Genomic DNA, 15,426 nt, shown 5'->3' on the forward strand with positions numbered 1-15,426 from the left:
AGCAAAGTTCTCAAAGTGGGCGAATTCACCCGCGCCCGCATCGTTAGCGTGGAAGGCCACGACTTGGTGGGGATTCCCGTTTGACCGTGTTTGGCGGCTTGCTGTGCAGCCCTTGGGGCGCACGTGCGTGCCGCATTTTCTGCTGTTTTGCAGCAGACAACAAAAAAGCCGTGGATGAGAAATCAACGGCTTATGGTGTTTTTGACTTATCGATTTGGATAAGATTGGTGCCCAGAAGAGGACTCGAACCTCCACGATGTTACTCGCTAGTACCTGAAACTAGTGCGTCTACCAATTCCGCCATCTGGGCGCCTCAGGAAGTAAAGGATTGTATATCAAAAAATTAGCTCAACCCGGCGGCCTGCTGGAAGAAATCGAAGGCAGTGTGCAGGGACACCGGGATGGCCACGGGTTCTTGATTCGTGACAGCGGCGAATCGGACATTTATTTGTCCCCCAATGAAATGCGGGCGGTGCTTCACCGTGATCGCGTCAAGGTTCGCATCGTCCGTCAAGACCGCAAAGGCCGACCTGAAGGGCGCATCGTCGAGATCGTCGAGCGCCCTGAGCAGCCCATCATTGGCCGCTTGCTCCAGGAAGGCGGCTTGTGGCTGGTCGCGCCAGAGGACAAGCGCTACGGCCAGGATGTGATGATCCCCAAAGGGGCAACGGGCACGGCCAAGCCGGGGCAGGTGGTGGTGGTCGAGTTGACCGAACCGCCTGCCTTGTTCGGTCAGCCTGTCGGCCGTGTCAAGGAAGTGTTGGGTGAGGTCGACGACCCGGGCATGGAGATCGAGATCGCGGTGCGCAAGTACAGCGTACCCCATGAGTTTTCTGTGGGTTGCATTGAGCAGGCCAAGGGCCTGCCTGACAAAGTGCTGGCCAAGGACCGCAAGGACCGCATTGATTTGCGCGATGTGCCTTTGGTCACGATTGACGGCGAAGATGCCCGTGACTTTGACGATGCGGTGTATTGCGAACCCGCCAAAGTGGGCCGTGGCAAAGGCTGGCGGTTGCTGGTGGCCATTGCCGACGTGAGCCACTATGTGCAGACCGGAAGCGCCATTGACATCGACGCCTATGACCGGGCCACGAGCGTATATTTTCCGCGCCGGGTCATTCCGATGCTGCCCGAAAAGCTCTCCAACGGCTTGTGTTCATTGAACCCCGATGTTGACCGTTTGTGCATGGTTTGCGACATGCTGGTCAACGCCAAGGGCGATGTGCATGCCTATCAGTTTTACCCGGCCGTGATGCACAGCCATGCGCGCTTTACATACACCGAGGTCGCGGCCATATTGGGCAACACGCGCGGGCCAGAAGCTATCAAGCGCAAAGAGCGCGTGACCGACCTGATGAACTTGCAGGACGTTTACAAAGCCTTGCTGGCATCGCGCGCGGTGCGTGGTGCGGTTGACTTTGAAACCACCGAAACGCAGATCGTGTGCGACGAAAGCGGCAGGATTGAAAAGATCGTGCCCCGTGTGCGCAACGAGGCGCACCGCCTGATTGAAGAGGCCATGCTGGCGGCGAACGTCTGCAGCGCTGACTTCATTCAGCAGGGCAAGCACCCTGGTTTGTTTCGGGTGCACGAAGGCCCCACTGCCGAGAAAAAAGACATCCTGCGCAATTACCTCAAGGCCTTGGGCTTGGGACTGAGCATCAGTGACGACCCGCACACCTCTGAGTTTCAAAAGATCGCTCAAGCCACCAAAGACCGACCGGACGCGCAGCAAATACACACCATGTTGCTGCGTTCCATGCAGCAGGCCATTTACACGCCCGTCAACAGTGGGCACTTTGGCTTGGCCTATGAGGCTTACACCCACTTCACAAGCCCGATTCGGCGTTACCCGGATTTGCTGGTGCACCGGGTTATCAAGGCCATTTTGTTGGGCCGCACCTATGCGCTGCCCAGCTTGCCCGTGCCAGGCGAGGCGCACGCCAAGCTGAGCAAGCGACTGGAGAAAAGCCGGGCGGCCAAGGGCGATTCGCCCGAGTCGCAGGCACCGCGCGTGCGCATGTCGGCTGCTGACCAGCGTGCCTGGGAAGCTGCAGGCCTGCACTGCAGTGCCAATGAGCGCCGTGCCGACGAGGCCAGTCGCGATGTGGAAGCCTGGCTCAAGTGCAAATACATGCGCGAACATTTGGGTGAAGAGTATGGCGGCGTGGTTTCAGCGGCCACCAGCTTCGGCATTTTTGTGACCTTGGATTCTTTGTATGTGGAGGGTCTGGTGCACATCACTGAGTTGGGCGGTGAGTACTTCCGCTTTGATGAGTTGCGCCAGGAGTTGCGCGGAGAGCGCACCGGCATTCGTTATGCCATTGGCAGTCGGGTGCAGGTGCAGGTCAGCCGCGTGGACCTGGATGGTCGCAAAATCGATTTCAGATTGGTCCATCCTGGGGACGACCTGGTGCCGCGTGCCATGCGCGACAAAGGGGTGTCTGCTTCAACTGAAGCAGGGCGCGGCAAGAAGCCTGGCTCTCAGGATCGGCGCTTGGCCGATGCAGAGCGCAACCGATCCCCGATTCAGGCCCTCAAGGCTTCTGTGAAGAAGGCCGCTGCCAAGAAAAAGGGCTCAAGGACCACCAAACCGCGCCGTTGAAGGCTTGCTGAAAAATCCAGCGGCATAGACCTGCCCGATGCTGTCAAAAAGCCAGGCCTTCGAGCCTGGCTTTTTGCTGTTCAGCCTTGTTTGTTCATCAGATCAAGCGCTTGGCAAGGCGGCTGGCCGTCAGGGCTTGCCCTGCTGGCCAGTCATTGGCCACTTGGCCGTGTTGTGCGACCGCTGAACAGGCCGCATCAAAGGGGCTCAGGCCTTGCGCCATGCGGGCGCCAATCAGCCCGGCCAGAACGTCGCCAGTGCCGCCTGTGGCCAGACGACCGTTGCCTGAGGTATTGATGCGCGGTGTTGCCCCGGGGGTGGCGATGACTGTGCCTGAGCCTTTCAAGACCACGGTGCAGTGGAACAAGGCAGCCAGATCTTGCGCGGCCTTGAGTCGATGGCTTTGCACTTGTGCGCTGCTGGTTTGGAGCAAGCGTGCCGCTTCAAGCGGATGTGGGGTGATGACCGTGGGCAGCCTGTTTGCCCGCTGCCGCATAAGCCCTTGCAGTGCTGCGCTTTGCGCCAAGGCATTCAGGCCATCGGCATCCAGCACCAACTGGGCACTTCGTCGCAACACCTCGGGCATGACCGACAGCACTGCTTGCCCGCCGCCGCAACCGCACACCACATGCATGTGCTCTAAATCCAGCTGCTGCCAATCGCGTTGCATCAGGTCTGGAGGGGCGCCATCTGTGGCTTGGCCGGAAAGCAGACTCAAGATGACGCGCCCCGCTCCGGCGTGCAAGGCGGCTGAGGCCGCCAGAACGGCAGCCCCCGTCATGCCCATTCCGCGCGAGGCCATGGCTTCACCGCCGATCACAGCGACATCGCCATGACTGCCTTTGTGGCTGGCGTGGGTTTTGATGGCCGGCGGCTGGACGGTGTTCAGGCAGGCTTGCGGTGGAAAGTCGCTGGCCCATGGGTCAAAGCCCAGGCTTTCCAGCCAAATTTGCCCGCAAGCATCCCGGCCATGTCCCATGAAGAGTCCCGCTTTGGCGGCAATGAACGTGAGGGTCTGGTCGGCTTGAACATGCATGCGGGTGTCGGTTTCTGAACCCAGCAGTTGACCTGAATCCGGGTCCAGTCCAGTGGGCGCGTCGATGGCCAAGACCTGGGCCCGGGAGTGGTTGATGCTTTGTACCCAGCTTTGCATGGGGGCGCTGAGCGGCCGGTTGGCCCCGAGGCCTAACAGTGCATCGATGCAAAGGTCCAATGGCCCCAATTCTTGCAGCCACGCAATCGGCAGTTCCGATGAGATGTGCACGCCTGACGCTTGTGCCCGTTTCAAGGCTTGCTGCGCGTCAGTTGGAAGCTTTGAGGCTTGCCCCATGAAACTGACCCGGACCGACTTGCCCCAGTGGTGCAGATGCAGCGCAGCCTCCAGGCCGTCGCCGCCATTGTTGCCAGGACCTGCTGCGACCCAGATGTGTTGGCTATGCGGTGCCATGGCCAGAGCCAATTGGGCGGTTGCCAAGCCGGCTCTTTGCATGAGCGGGACAGGACTTTGATCCTGCAGTTTGGCTTCCAGTAGGCGAAGACTGTCTCGCCCATGAACGGGCCAGGCCGATGCGGTGGACAGTTTCTCCATCTTGCTCAATGCTTTTGCAGGACTGGTTCCATCAGCAGGGCCAATTGGAGAATGGCATCGTCATGCATCGCGGCATGCCAGGCCATCAAACCCACGGGCAACTCACCTGGGACATGGCAGGGCAATGAAATGGCGCAACCGTCCAGCGTATTGATCGCACTGGGGTTGCGTAAAAGCAAGGCATTTACCCGGAAGAAGGCGTCGTCGCGCTCCGCACCTGGCGCAAGATCGCTCACGCGGGGGGCGGTGATGGGTGTGGTCGGCGAAAGGACGGCGTCAAAGCGCTGCAGCCTGCTTTCCATCCGGCGAATCCATGCGGTGCGGGCGCTTTGCAAGTGGATGTAATCGCAGGCCGTTATTTGAGCGCCACGTTGAATGCGCTGGGCCACCCTGGGGTCATACTGGTCTGCGTGTTGGGCGAGCAAGTCGCGGTGCCAGGCAAAACTCTCGGCGGGGCTGAAGCCGCCAGTGGCCATCATGGGACCGATGTCCAGAAGTTCGGTCAATGGAATTTCTTCAATCTGAGCACCAGCGGCGCGCAAGTTCTTCAGGCTGCGTTCAAAAGCCCGGGTGACACCGCTGTCCATGCTGTCCTGCATGACATTCTGGGCAACAGCCAACCGATAGGCTGACAAAGGTTTGTGCGCTGTGGGTACTTTTCTGCCTGACAGGATTTCATGCGCCAAAACAGTGTCCCGGACCGTGCGGGTCATGGCACAAACCGTGTCCAGTGTGGTGGACAAGGGCAGGGCGCCCTGAGTGGGCACACGTCTGGCGGTGTTCTTGAACCCAACGATGCCGTTCAGGGCGGCCGGGATGCGGATGGATCCGCCGGTGTCAGAACCCAGGCCAATGAATGCAGCGCCTGTCGCGACCGACACGGCAGCCCCTGAACTGGAGCCACCCGGCGCGTGGGGCACTTCGGGGCTGCCTACGGGGGTGTCGGTCAAGGCATCCCAGGCGGCCGGTGTGCCATGGTGCGGGTTGATGCCAACACCCGAAAAGGCAAATTCGACCATGTTGGTGCGTCCAATCAGCCCGGCACCAGCAGCCCGCAACCGAGCAACAGCCACAGCGTCGCTCAATGCAATAGGCTGGTTTTTCAACACCACCGAGCCGGCTGCTGTGATCTGTCCTTGTACGTCAAAGAGGTCCTTGATCGACACCGACAGTCCCGCGAGCGGTCTTTTTTCTACGCCCGCGCTGGACGCTGTGCCTTGAAGCTGATCGGGGTCGAGTTGAATGAAAACATGTTGGCAAGCTTGGCTCTGCGCGAGCGCGAGGCAGTCTTCGGCGACGGACTGGGGATGGCGCGTGCCATCCAGAATGGCTTGACGGGTGGCGATCAGGTCAGCGTTCATGGGCGAGGGCTCTCTTGGGTGGGGACGGGATGCTACAATCCTAAGGCTTTGCAGAGTGAAAGCGCTGTCTTGGGCGTGTCATGTGAAAACAGATGCTCAAGCAGTGATCCTGATCAAGCGAAGTTCATCCGCGAATCCGTCCCGTCAAGGTGTTTCGCTCAGTTTTTAGGCTGAGCGAGATCAGTGGATCGGATTTTAGACCTAACCTTTGGAGTACTTTTATGTCCGTTACCATGCGCGAAATGCTGGAAGCCGGTGTCCACTTCGGCCACCAAACACGCTTCTGGAACCCCAAGATGGCCCCGTTCATCTTTGGTCATCGCAACAAAATCCACATCATCAACCTGGAAAAATCGTTACCGATGTTCCAGGACGCGATCAAGTTCGCCAAACAGTTGTCTGCCAACCGCGGCAACATCCTGATGGTGGGCACGAAGCGCCAAGCCCGTGACCTGGTGGCTGCTGAAGCCAAGCGCGCAGGTGTTCCATTCGTCGATCAGCGCTGGTTGGGCGGCATGCTCACCAACTTCAAAACTGTCAAAACTTCGATCAAACGTCTGAAGGACATGAAGGCGCAGCAAGAAGTCGGCCTTGAAAGCCTGAGCAAAAAAGAACAACTGATGTTCAAGCGCGAGATGGAAAAGCTCGAAAAAGACATCGGTGGCATTCAGGACATGGCGGCCTTGCCTGACGCCATTTTTGTGATCGACGTGGGTTACCACAAAATCGCCATCTCGGAAGCCAAAAAGTTGGGCATTCCACTGATCGGTGTGGTCGACTCCAACCACTCGCCAGAAGGCATCGACTACATCATTCCCGGCAACGATGACTCGGCCAAGGCTGTTGCTTTGTACGCCCGTGGCATTGCCGACGCCATCATTGAAGGCCGCGCCAATGCGGTCAACGATGTGGTCAAGGCTGTCACCGAAGGTGCTGACGAATTCGTTGAAGCGGACAACGCTTCGGCTTGATTCCCCAAAACGCGATGAAAGGGGCTTTGTGGCCCCTTTTTTTTAATCTGACTTTTAGACTGAATACGGAGAAATCAAATGGTTGTAATCAACGCAAGCATGGTCGCTGAACTGCGTGCAAAAACCGATGCCCCAATGATGGAGTGCAAAAAAGCCTTGACCGAAGCTGAAGGCGACATGGTCAAGGCGGAAGAATTGTTGCGTGTCAAGTTGGGCACCAAGGCCGGCAAGGCCGCGTCGCGCGTGACCGCCGAAGGCGTGGTCACCTGTTTTGTCAATGGCACCACAGGTGGCATGATCGAAGTCAACTGCGAAACCGACTTTGTGACCAAAAACGACAGTTTTTTAGCCTTGGCCAATGCTGCCGCCAAATTGGTTGCAGACCACAACCCGGCTGACCTTGCCGCACTGGGCGCATTGCCTTACAGCCAGGACAGCTTCGGCCCTACGCTGGAAGATGTGCGCAAAGGACTGATCGGAAAAATTGGCGAGAACATGAGCTTCCGCCGCTTCAAGCGTGCTGCCAGTGGCGCAAAGATCGCCCATTATTTGCACGGCACCCGCATCGGTGTTCTGGTCGAATTTGAAGGTGACGAAACTGCCGCTAAAGACGTTGCCATGCACGTCGCTGCCATGAAGCCTGTCTCCCTGACCAGCGCCGAAGTGCCTGCCGACTTGATCGAAAAAGAGCGTTCGGTGGCTGCAGCCAAAGCTGCCGAGTCAGGCAAGCCTGCTGACATCGTGACCAAAATGGTCGAAGGCTCAGTTCAAAAGTACCTCAAAGAAGTGTCTTTGTTCAACCAGTCTTTCGTCAAGAATGACAAGCAAACTGTTGAGCAAATGCTCAAAGCCGCGGGTACCAGCGTGAAGTCTTTCACCCTGTATGTCGTAGGCGAAGGCATTGAAAAGAAAGTGGACGACTTTGCGGCTGAAGTGGCGGCACAAGTGGCTGCTGCCCAAGGCGCAGTCTGAGTCCATTCAACGCTTGTGTTGCCATCCCATCGTCCCCACTGATATCCAAGGAGTCCAACATGTCTTCAGCCAAACCAGCCTTCAAGCGCATTCTGCTCAAGCTGTCGGGTGAGGCCTTGATGGGGGACGATGCTTTTGGCATTAACCGCGCCACGATTGTGCGCATGGCCCAAGAAATTGCCGAGATCAATCGACTGGGCGTTCAGGTGGCTGTGGTGATTGGTGGTGGCAACATCTTTAGGGGTGTTGCAGGTGGCGCTGTGGGCATGGACCGAGCCACCGCCGACTACATGGGCATGCTGGCCACGGTCATGAATTCCTTGGCCTTGGCCGATGCGCTCGATAAGGCGGGCCTGACGGCGCGCGTCATGTCGGCCATTGGCATCGACCAGGTCGTGGAGCCTTATGTTCGCCCCAAAGCTTTGCAATATCTTGAAGAAGGCAAAGTGGTGGTGTTCGCGGCGGGAACAGGCAACCCATTTTTCACGACCGACACGGCTGCGGCCTTGCGTGGTGCCGAAATTGGCGCTGAGATGGTTCTGAAGGCCACCAAGGTGGATGGCGTGTACACGGCTGATCCGAAAAAAGACCCACAGGCTACCCGCTACACCACCATCAGTTTCGACGAAGCCATTTCACGCAATTTGGGCATCATGGATGCCACAGCTTTTGCCTTGTGCCGCGATCAGAAACTACCGATCAAGGTATTTTCAATCATCAAGAACGGCGCCTTGAAGCGCGTTGTGATGGGCGAAGACGAAGGCACGCTGGTTTACGCTTGAAACCGTTCTGACGAGGAGAACCCCATGACCATTGCAGACATTAAGAAAACAAGTGAAACCAAAATGGAGCAATCCATTGCGGCTTTTAAAAACAACCTGACCCGTATTCGCACGGGTCGCGCCAATCCGGCTTTGCTGGACACCATCCAGGTCGACTATTACGGTGCCATGCTGCCCCTTTCACAGGTGGCGAATGTGTCCTTGATGGACTCGCGCACCATCAGCGTTCAGCCTTGGGAAAAGGGCATGGGTGCAAAGATCGAAAAAGCCATCCGTGAAAGCGAACTGGGCCTGAACCCTGCCTCCATGGGTGACTTGATTCGCGTCCCGATGCCCGCCATGAGCGAAGAGCGGCGAAAGGAAATGACCAAGTTGGCACGCACTGAAGGTGAAAATGCCAAGATTGCCATCCGAAATTTGCGCCGTGATGCCAATGAAGCAGTCAAAAAACTGGTCAAGGACAAAGAGGTTTCTGAGGACGACCAAAAACGTGCAGACGCCGATACCCAAAAATTGACTGACCGGCGAATGACCGAGATAGACCAGTTGGTGACCGCCAAAGAGCAAGAAATCATGGCGGTTTAAGTGTTCCCCGCCGTGGTTTCTGCGGCCTGAAAGGCCGCCCCCTGGCGGCCTTTTTTTCTGGAGAAGCCTTGCTCAAACAAAGAGTTGTTACCGCACTCGTCCTGCTGGGCTTGCTGCTCCCTGCCTTGTGTGCCACAAATCCATGGCCCTTCATGGGCTTGACCGTGGTCCTGATCGCCGCTGGCGCCTGGGAGTGGGGCAGGTTAAACGCCATGCCTTCCTGGGCGGTTTGGGCCGGCGCAGTGATTTGCTTGGTGGCTTGCGCAGTGGCTGAACAGATGGGTTGGGTGCAGCGCACACCACCGCTGGTTTGGTTGATCGCTGGTGCCACTTGGGTGTTGCTGGGGGCATGGATGCTTCAGCGCGGTGTGTCTGGCTGGGGGCTTTGGCCACGCTCTGTGCGCTGGGTCGCAGGTTTGGTGCTTTTGACCTTGGCTTGGGTTGCCATGGCACAGGCGCATCAGAGGGGGGTCAATTTTCTGTTGTCTGTTTTGGTGCTGGTCTGGGCGGCCGATGTCTTTGCCTATTTTTGTGGCAAGGCGCTGGGCGGACGCTGGATTAAAACCAAGCTGGCGGCCAGCATCAGTCCTGGCAAAAGTTGGGAAGGCGTTTTTGGCGGCATGTTGGGGGTTCTGGTGGTGGCCTTTATTTGGGCTGAGGTTGATCGCCGTTGGGCGCTGTCCAATTTGAGCTTTTATTCATTGTTGTTTGCCAAAGGCTGGTTCGTCGCTTTGCCGGCTTTGTTGTTCATGTCTGCCATGAGTGTGGTGGGTGATTTGGTCGAGTCGCTGGTCAAGCGAAGTGCCGGCATGAAAGACAGCTCGGGCCTGCTGCCGGGACATGGCGGTGTTTTGGACCGCGTGGATGCTTTATTGCCCACCTTGCCTTTGGCCATGATGCTGGTTTTCTGGATCTGAGATAAGAGGCCATTCATGCAATCGATTCAACGCATCACCATCTTGGGCAGTACGGGCTCGATCGGCAAAAGCACGCTGGACGTGTTGGCCAGACACCCGCAGCAATTTGCTGTGTACGCCTTGACGGCCTCGACCCAGGTCGATTTGATGTTTGCGCAATGTGCCCAATTCAAGCCTGAAGTGGCTGTGATGGTCCATGAGGGTGCGGCCCGCTTATTGGCCGAAAAACTTGGATCTGAGGGTTTGAAAACAGTGGTCAGGTGGGGCGCTGCGGCTTTGGATGAGGTTGCAGCAGCGCCTCAAGTTGACGCGGTTATGGCTGCCATTGTGGGCGCTGCGGGTTTGTCGCCCTGCCTTGCTGCGGCTCGAGCAGGCAAAAAGCTGCTCTTGGCCAACAAAGAGGCCTTGGTGATGGGGGGCGACTTGTTCCTGGCGGCCGTGAGCGAGGGTGGGGCGGTGCTGTTGCCGATTGACAGTGAGCATTCGGCGATTTTTCAATCCTTGCCAGAGGACCCGACCACGTGGCAGCGGCGCGTCCATAAAATCATTTTGACGGCCTCGGGGGGGCCATTTAGAGGCCGTGACCTGACCAGCCTCAAAGAGGTCACCCCGGACCAGGCCTGCGCCCACCCCAACTGGGTGATGGGGCGCAAGATTTCTGTCGACTCGGCCACCATGATGAACAAGGCCCTGGAGGTCATTGAGGCGCGTTATTTGTTCGGTTTGGCCCCCGAGCAATTGGAGGTGGTGATTCACCCCCAAAGCGTGATCCATTCGATGGTTCAGTACAAAGACAATTCGGTGGTGGCCCAGATGGGCACGCCTGACATGCGCGTGCCGATTGCTTATGGCTTGAGCTGGCCCGAGCGCATGGTGTCTGGGGCTGGCGCGCTCGATTTTCATTCCCTGGCAGCCATGACGTTTGAGTCCATGGACGACCACGGGCATCGGGAACGGTTTCCAGGCCTGAAGCTGGCTTGGGACACCCTGAATGGCACCCCAGGCAGTTGCGCTGTCTTGAATGCGGCCAATGAAATCGCTGTGGATGCTTTTTTGAAGCACCGAATCCGGTTTGACCAAATTCACCACGTGAATGAAGCAGCCCTGAATGCCGTGGTCAGTGCTCGTCCGGAAAACCTCGAGGATTTGTTGGGCCTTGACAGACGCAGCAGAGAGGCTGCGCGGACGGTGGTTGCAAGATTGGGTTGATGGATTTTGTCAGCCGCAATCTGCTTGTTGTACCCGAATTGTCCTGCCCCCGAGGTGTATTATCGTGGCTCAAGTGCCATGGACCGAATGGACTTGGCTTGTGAATGCGCGATAAGTGTTTTGGCACCGCTCAATGGCGGTGAATTGGCCAGTTTTTTACATGGGTTTTTGTGTTGTTTGTGACCATCCACATTCAGCGCTTGATCTTTATATGGTTGCTCCATGAATTTTTTTGACATCCGTTCGCACCTTCAAACTTCTGCTTTGAGCATGGCGATTTCCTTGATGGCCTGCATGCCTGCATGGGCTGTCGATCCGTTCACAGTTCGCGATATTCGTGTCGAGGGTTTGCAACGGATTGAAGCAGGGACTGTTTTTGCATCCATGCCATTGCGTGTCGGAGACCAATACTCAGACGAAAAAGGCGCAGCGGTGATTCGCGCCTTGTTTGCTTTGGGTTTGTTCAAGGACGTGCGAGTGGAAACCCAAGGCGATGTGCTAGTGGTTGTGGTGGAGGAGCGCCCATCGGTGGCCATGGTTGAGTTCATTGGCCTCAAGGAGTTTGACAAAGATGTCTTGCTCAAAGCCTTGAAAGAGGTGGGTTTGGCCGAGGGTCGGCCCTACGACAAGGCTTTGTCTGACAAGGCCGAACAGGAACTCAAGCGTCAGTACATCAGCCGCAGTCTGTACGCTGCTGAAGTGGTCAGCACGGCAACGCCTGTAGATCGCAACCGCGTCAATTTGAGTTTTACCATCACAGAAGGTGGACCGGCGAAGATCAAGCAGATCCAGATTGTAGGGAACAAGGCGTTCTCTGAAGCCGATTTGCGTGACCAGTTCAATCTGGACACGGGCGGTTGGATGAGTTGGTACACCAAGTCTGACCGGTACGCCAGAACAAAGCTCAATGCCGATCTGGAGGCACTGCGGTCTTATTATCTGTCTCGGGGCTTTTTGGAGTTCCGTATTGACTCCACACAAGTGGCCATGTCGCCAGACAAACAGGAAATGGCCATCACTATCAATGTGACCGAAGGGGAACGATTCGTGGTCTCGGGGGTCAAGTTGGAGGGAAACTACCTCGACAAAGACAACGAATTTAAGGCGCTCGTCAAGATCGGCGTTGGTAAGCCTTACAACGCTGAGACGGTGGCGGAGACCACCAAAGCGTTCACCGATTATTTTGGCAAGTTTGGTTTTGCTTTCGCCAAGGTTGAAGTCAAGCCTGAAATTGACCGACAAAACAACCGCGTTCAGTTTGTTTTGCAGGCTGAACCGTCACGCCGTGCGTATGTTCGGCGCATTTTGGTGGCTGGCAACAACCGCACCCGCGATGAAGTGATCCGCCGCGAGTTCCGCCAGTTTGAAGCTGCTTGGTACGATGGCGACAAAATACGACTGTCGCGTGACAGAGTTGACCGTTTGGGCTTTTTCACGGATGTGAATGTCGAAACCATTGAGATTCCCGGCACACCCGACCAAGTGGATTTGATGTTCACCGTGGCGGAAAAACCGACGGGCAGTATTTCTTTGGGCGCAGGCTTTTCTTCGGCAGAAAAAGTAACCTTGAGCTTTGGTATTCGCCAGGAAAATGCTTTTGGTTCAGGCAATTACCTGGCCGTTGAAGTCAATACCAGCAAGTTCAACCGAAACCTGGTCTTGAGTACCACGGACCCCTATTTCACACAAAATGGCATTTCCAGGACCCTTGATGTTTTTCAGCGAACCACGCGGCCTTATTTGGGTGACATCAACTCCTACAGCTTGGTCAATTCAGGCTTAGGCATTCGATTTGGCGTACCGGTGACAGAGACGGACACTGTTTTTGTGGGCGTCAACGCTGAGCAGACCCAAATCAAAGAGGGGACTGGCGTGCCCTTGCCTACGCCCTGGAAAAATTATGCAGAAAAATTTGGTAGCACCAGCACGGCTTTGCCACTGACCTTGGGTTGGGCTCGGGACGGGCGAGACAGCGCTTTGGTGCCTTCCAAGGGAACTTATCAGAGGTTAAACGCTGATTTGAGCCTTGCTGGTGACGTGCGTTATTTCCGCAGCAATTACCAATACCAGCAGTATTTCCCGCTAAGCAAAAAATACACGTTGGCAGTGAATGCCGACGTGGGCTGGGGGCAGGGTCTGAATGGTCAGGAATACCCCTTGTTTAAGAACTTCTATGTGGGCGGCTTGGGCAGTGTTCGCGGTTTTGAACAATCCACCTTGGGGCCTAAAAGTACCGACACAACGCCAATCTACTTGGGTGGACCCAAGAAAGTGGTTTTGAACGCAGAGTTCATGATGCCTTTCCCTGGTGCTGGTAACGACAAAACGCTTCGCCTCTACGGCTTTACCGATGTAGGCAGTGCGTTTGCGGAAGAACAAAAACTGTCATTTGCAGAGTTGCGTGCGTCTGCCGGCATCGGTCTGAGCTGGATTTCACCCATGGGTCCCCTGCGCTTTTCCTATGCGATGCCCATTCGCAAGCAGACAAACGATAAAATCCAAAGACTCCAATTCCAAATCGGAACATCCTTCTAATGAAAACGCTTTCCAAGTACTTTATTGCCGCGCTGGTTGTTGGGGCATCTCTTTTGACTTCCGTGGTCCAAGCCCAGGATTTCAAAATTGGCATTGTCAACACGGACCGGATCCTGCGTGACTCCAATGTGGCCAAAGCCGCCCAAGCCAAATTAGAGTCGGAATTCCTGAAGCGGGAAAAAGATCTGAACGACGCCATCAGTGCTTTCAAGGTGTCCGCTGAAAAGTTTGAGCGCGATGCGCCCACGCTTTCTGAAGCGCAGAGGGTGGCCAAGCAAAAGCAGTTGATCGAAGTCGATCGTGACTTGAAACGCCGACAGCGGGAGTTCCAGGAGGATTTGGGCGCTCGCAAAAATGAAGAAAATCAAATGCTCTTTGAAAAAGCAGGGCGTGCGGTGAAGCAAGTTGCAGAGTCAGAAAAATACGACCTGATACTTCAGGACGCCGCTTACTTCAACCCCAAGCACGACATCACTGAAAAAGTCATCAAGGCCCTCAATGCCTCGGTGGGCAAATAACAGGCAGCAGGCCTGGTAGAAATTGTGTCGCTGACGCTTGGCGCTATCGTTGAGGCACTGGGTGGCCGTCTGTTGGGGTCTGCCAATATGCAGGTTTCGGGATTGGCTCCATTGCAGACGGCCCAACCTGGCCAAATCAGTTTTTTAAGCCAAGCCAGATACCAAAGTCACCTGGCAGAAAGCCAAGCTGGCTGCGTCATTGTCAGCCCGGCCTTTGAGGCGCATGTGTCGAATCGACTTGCAGCCATCATCACCGAAGACCCGTATTTGTATTTCGCGCGCTTGACCCAACTGTGGAAGCGTGCACACCATCAATCCGACGGTCCCCGAATCCATCCCAGTGCGGTCATCTCCACTGAGGCGTTGATTGCTGCGGATGTCGTGATCGGGCCTTTGTGCGTGATTGAACGTGGCGCTGTCGTGGGTGCTGGAACTGTCATCAAATCGCGCGTGACCGTGGGTGAAGATTGCAAGATCGGAGCGCGTTGTATTTTGCATTCTGGTGTTGTGATCGGTGCTGACGGGTTTGGCTTCGCACCGCACCAGGGACAGTGGGAAAAAATCGATCAACTGGGCGCGGTGCGCATTGGAGATGATGTTGAAATCGGTGCGAACACGTGCATTGACCGAGGCGCATTGGACGACACCGTGATCGAAGATGGCGTCAAACTCGATAACCTGATCCAAATCGGGCACAACGTTCACGTTGGCCGTCACACGGCCATGGCAGGTTGTGTGGGAGTTGCAGGCAGTGCCCGAATCGGTGCGCACTGTACTGTCGGTGGCGGTGCGGTGGTGCTGGGCCATTTGCGCTTGGCAGATCACGTGCATATTTCGGCAGCTTCGGTGGTCACCCGGTCCATTTTGCAACCAGGGCAGTACACGGGCATGTTTCCAATCGACAGCAATGTCAACTGGGAAAAAAACGCCGCCAGTCTCAAGCAACTGTCACGCTTGCGTGAGCGCATCAAAGCCCTCGAGGCCAGCATTCAAAACAACAAGGAACCTCAGCCATGATGGATATTCATAAAATTCTCAAGCAACTCCCTCATCGGTACCCATTTCTCTTGGTTGATCGCGTGCTGGAGATTGAAAAAGGCGTGCGCATCAAAGCCTTGAAGAACGTGACCATCAACGAGCCTTTTTTCATGGGCCATTTTCCGCACCGACCGGTCATGCCGGGTGTCTTGATGCTGGAGGCCTTGGCACAGGCTGCTGCCTTGTTGTCTTTTGACACTTTGGATGCAGCCCCAGATGACAACACCGTTTATTACTTTGCAGGGATTGATGGTGCCCGCTTTAAGCGCCCGGTGGAGCCTGGCGACCAGCTGACCCTTGAGGTTCAACTTGACCGCATGAAGGCGGGCATTTTCAAGTTCAAAG

At 56.2% G+C, this 15,426-nt stretch carries 13 protein-coding genes and 1 tRNA gene; 11 read left to right on the top strand and 3 right to left on the bottom strand.

Annotated elements, in window-relative coordinates; translation table 11 throughout:
• Window positions 1–225 precede the first annotated feature (225 nt).
• Window positions 226–310 (bottom strand) — tRNA-Leu (locus ACIQ3A_RS10575).
• An 18-nt stretch (window positions 311–328) separates the two neighbouring features.
• On the opposite strand from ACIQ3A_RS10575, the gene rnr reads away from it, so the two are divergent.
• A complete protein-coding gene (gene rnr, locus ACIQ3A_RS10580; protein WP_396431706.1) occupies window positions 329–2,605 on the top strand; it encodes a ribonuclease R in 2,277 nt (758 codons plus the stop codon).
• A gap of 97 nt (window positions 2,606–2,702) precedes the next feature.
• Here rnr and ACIQ3A_RS10585 read toward each other — a convergent pair whose 3' ends face one another.
• Both ACIQ3A_RS10585 and ACIQ3A_RS10590 read right to left on the bottom strand, forming a co-directional pair.
• Complete coding sequence (locus tag ACIQ3A_RS10585; protein ID WP_396431707.1) at window positions 2,703–4,193, bottom strand: NAD(P)H-hydrate dehydratase; 1,491 nt, start codon at window positions 4,191–4,193, stop codon at window positions 2,703–2,705.
• A gap of 5 nt (window positions 4,194–4,198) precedes the next feature.
• Entirely contained in the window at window positions 4,199–5,554 is a 1,356-nt protein-coding gene (locus tag ACIQ3A_RS10590; RefSeq protein WP_396431708.1) for an amidase, read from the bottom strand.
• Window positions 5,555–5,775: 221 nt separating this feature from the next.
• Between ACIQ3A_RS10590 and rpsB the strand changes: the two genes are divergently transcribed.
• The 10 genes from rpsB to fabZ form a co-directional block, all read left to right on the top strand.
• Window positions 5,776–6,525, top strand: a complete 750-nt coding sequence (rpsB, locus tag ACIQ3A_RS10595) for a 30S ribosomal protein S2 (protein ID WP_108405864.1) — start codon at window positions 5,776–5,778, stop codon at window positions 6,523–6,525.
• A gap of 78 nt (window positions 6,526–6,603) precedes the next feature.
• Window positions 6,604–7,497 carry a translation elongation factor Ts gene (gene tsf, locus ACIQ3A_RS10600; RefSeq protein ID WP_396431709.1) on the top strand — a complete coding sequence of 298 codons (894 nt, stop codon included), beginning with the start codon at window positions 6,604–6,606 and terminating at the stop codon, window positions 7,495–7,497.
• 59 nt (window positions 7,498–7,556) lie between these two features.
• The gene (gene pyrH / locus ACIQ3A_RS10605) at window positions 7,557–8,279 is read left to right on the top strand and encodes a UMP kinase (protein ID WP_396431710.1); all 723 of its coding nucleotides are present in this window, start codon (window positions 7,557–7,559) and stop codon (window positions 8,277–8,279) included.
• Between the two features lie 24 nt (window positions 8,280–8,303).
• Window positions 8,304–8,864 (top strand): ribosome recycling factor, encoded by a 561-nt coding sequence (frr, locus tag ACIQ3A_RS10610; RefSeq protein WP_396431711.1) that lies wholly within the window; start codon window positions 8,304–8,306, stop codon window positions 8,862–8,864.
• 68 nt (window positions 8,865–8,932) lie between these two features.
• The gene (locus tag ACIQ3A_RS10615) at window positions 8,933–9,781 is read left to right on the top strand and encodes a phosphatidate cytidylyltransferase (RefSeq protein ID WP_396431712.1); all 849 of its coding nucleotides are present in this window, start codon (window positions 8,933–8,935) and stop codon (window positions 9,779–9,781) included.
• A 15-nt stretch (window positions 9,782–9,796) separates the two neighbouring features.
• Window positions 9,797–10,990 carry a 1-deoxy-D-xylulose-5-phosphate reductoisomerase gene (ispC, locus tag ACIQ3A_RS10620; protein ID WP_396431713.1) on the top strand — a complete coding sequence of 398 codons (1,194 nt, stop codon included), beginning with the start codon at window positions 9,797–9,799 and terminating at the stop codon, window positions 10,988–10,990.
• A gap of 222 nt (window positions 10,991–11,212) precedes the next feature.
• On the top strand, window positions 11,213–13,525 hold the full coding sequence (bamA, locus tag ACIQ3A_RS10625) for an outer membrane protein assembly factor BamA (RefSeq protein ID WP_396431714.1): 2,313 nt from the start codon (window positions 11,213–11,215) through the stop codon (window positions 13,523–13,525).
• Window positions 13,525–14,043 carry an OmpH family outer membrane protein gene (locus tag ACIQ3A_RS10630; RefSeq protein ID WP_396431715.1) on the top strand — a complete coding sequence of 173 codons (519 nt, stop codon included), beginning with the start codon at window positions 13,525–13,527 and terminating at the stop codon, window positions 14,041–14,043. The genes bamA and ACIQ3A_RS10630 overlap by 1 nt, the downstream gene beginning before the upstream one ends.
• A 24-nt stretch (window positions 14,044–14,067) precedes the next feature.
• On the top strand, window positions 14,068–15,060 hold the full coding sequence (gene lpxD, locus ACIQ3A_RS10635) for a UDP-3-O-(3-hydroxymyristoyl)glucosamine N-acyltransferase (protein ID WP_396431716.1): 993 nt from the start codon (window positions 14,068–14,070) through the stop codon (window positions 15,058–15,060).
• A partial coding sequence (gene fabZ, locus ACIQ3A_RS10640) for a 3-hydroxyacyl-ACP dehydratase FabZ (protein WP_396431717.1) occupies window positions 15,057–15,426 on the top strand: 370 nt, incomplete at its 3' end. The genes lpxD and fabZ, both read left to right, overlap by 4 nt.

Source organism: Limnohabitans sp. (genome assembly GCF_044361985.1).
Lineage (GTDB): Bacteria > Pseudomonadota > Gammaproteobacteria > Burkholderiales > Burkholderiaceae_C > Limnohabitans_A.

Bases quoted from the DNA above. Each gene is read 5' to 3' on its own strand.
- ACIQ3A_RS10585 (WP_396431707.1), bottom strand. From the start codon at position 4,193: ATGGAGAAACTGTCCACCGCATCGGCCTGGCCCGTTCATGGGCGAGAC.
- ACIQ3A_RS10590 (WP_396431708.1), bottom strand. From the start codon at position 5,554: ATGAACGCTGACCTGATCGCCACCCGTCAAGCCATTCTGGATGGCACG.
- rpsB (WP_108405864.1), top strand. From the start codon at position 5,776: ATGTCCGTTACCATGCGCGAAATGCTGGAAGCCGGTGTCCACTTCGGC.
- tsf (WP_396431709.1), top strand. From the start codon at position 6,604: ATGGTTGTAATCAACGCAAGCATGGTCGCTGAACTGCGTGCAAAAACC.
- pyrH (WP_396431710.1), top strand. From the start codon at position 7,557: ATGTCTTCAGCCAAACCAGCCTTCAAGCGCATTCTGCTCAAGCTGTCG.
- frr (WP_396431711.1), top strand. From the start codon at position 8,304: ATGACCATTGCAGACATTAAGAAAACAAGTGAAACCAAAATGGAGCAA.
- ispC (WP_396431713.1), top strand. From the start codon at position 9,797: ATGCAATCGATTCAACGCATCACCATCTTGGGCAGTACGGGCTCGATC.
- bamA (WP_396431714.1), top strand. From the start codon at position 11,213: ATGAATTTTTTTGACATCCGTTCGCACCTTCAAACTTCTGCTTTGAGC.
- ACIQ3A_RS10630 (WP_396431715.1), top strand. From the start codon at position 13,525: ATGAAAACGCTTTCCAAGTACTTTATTGCCGCGCTGGTTGTTGGGGCA.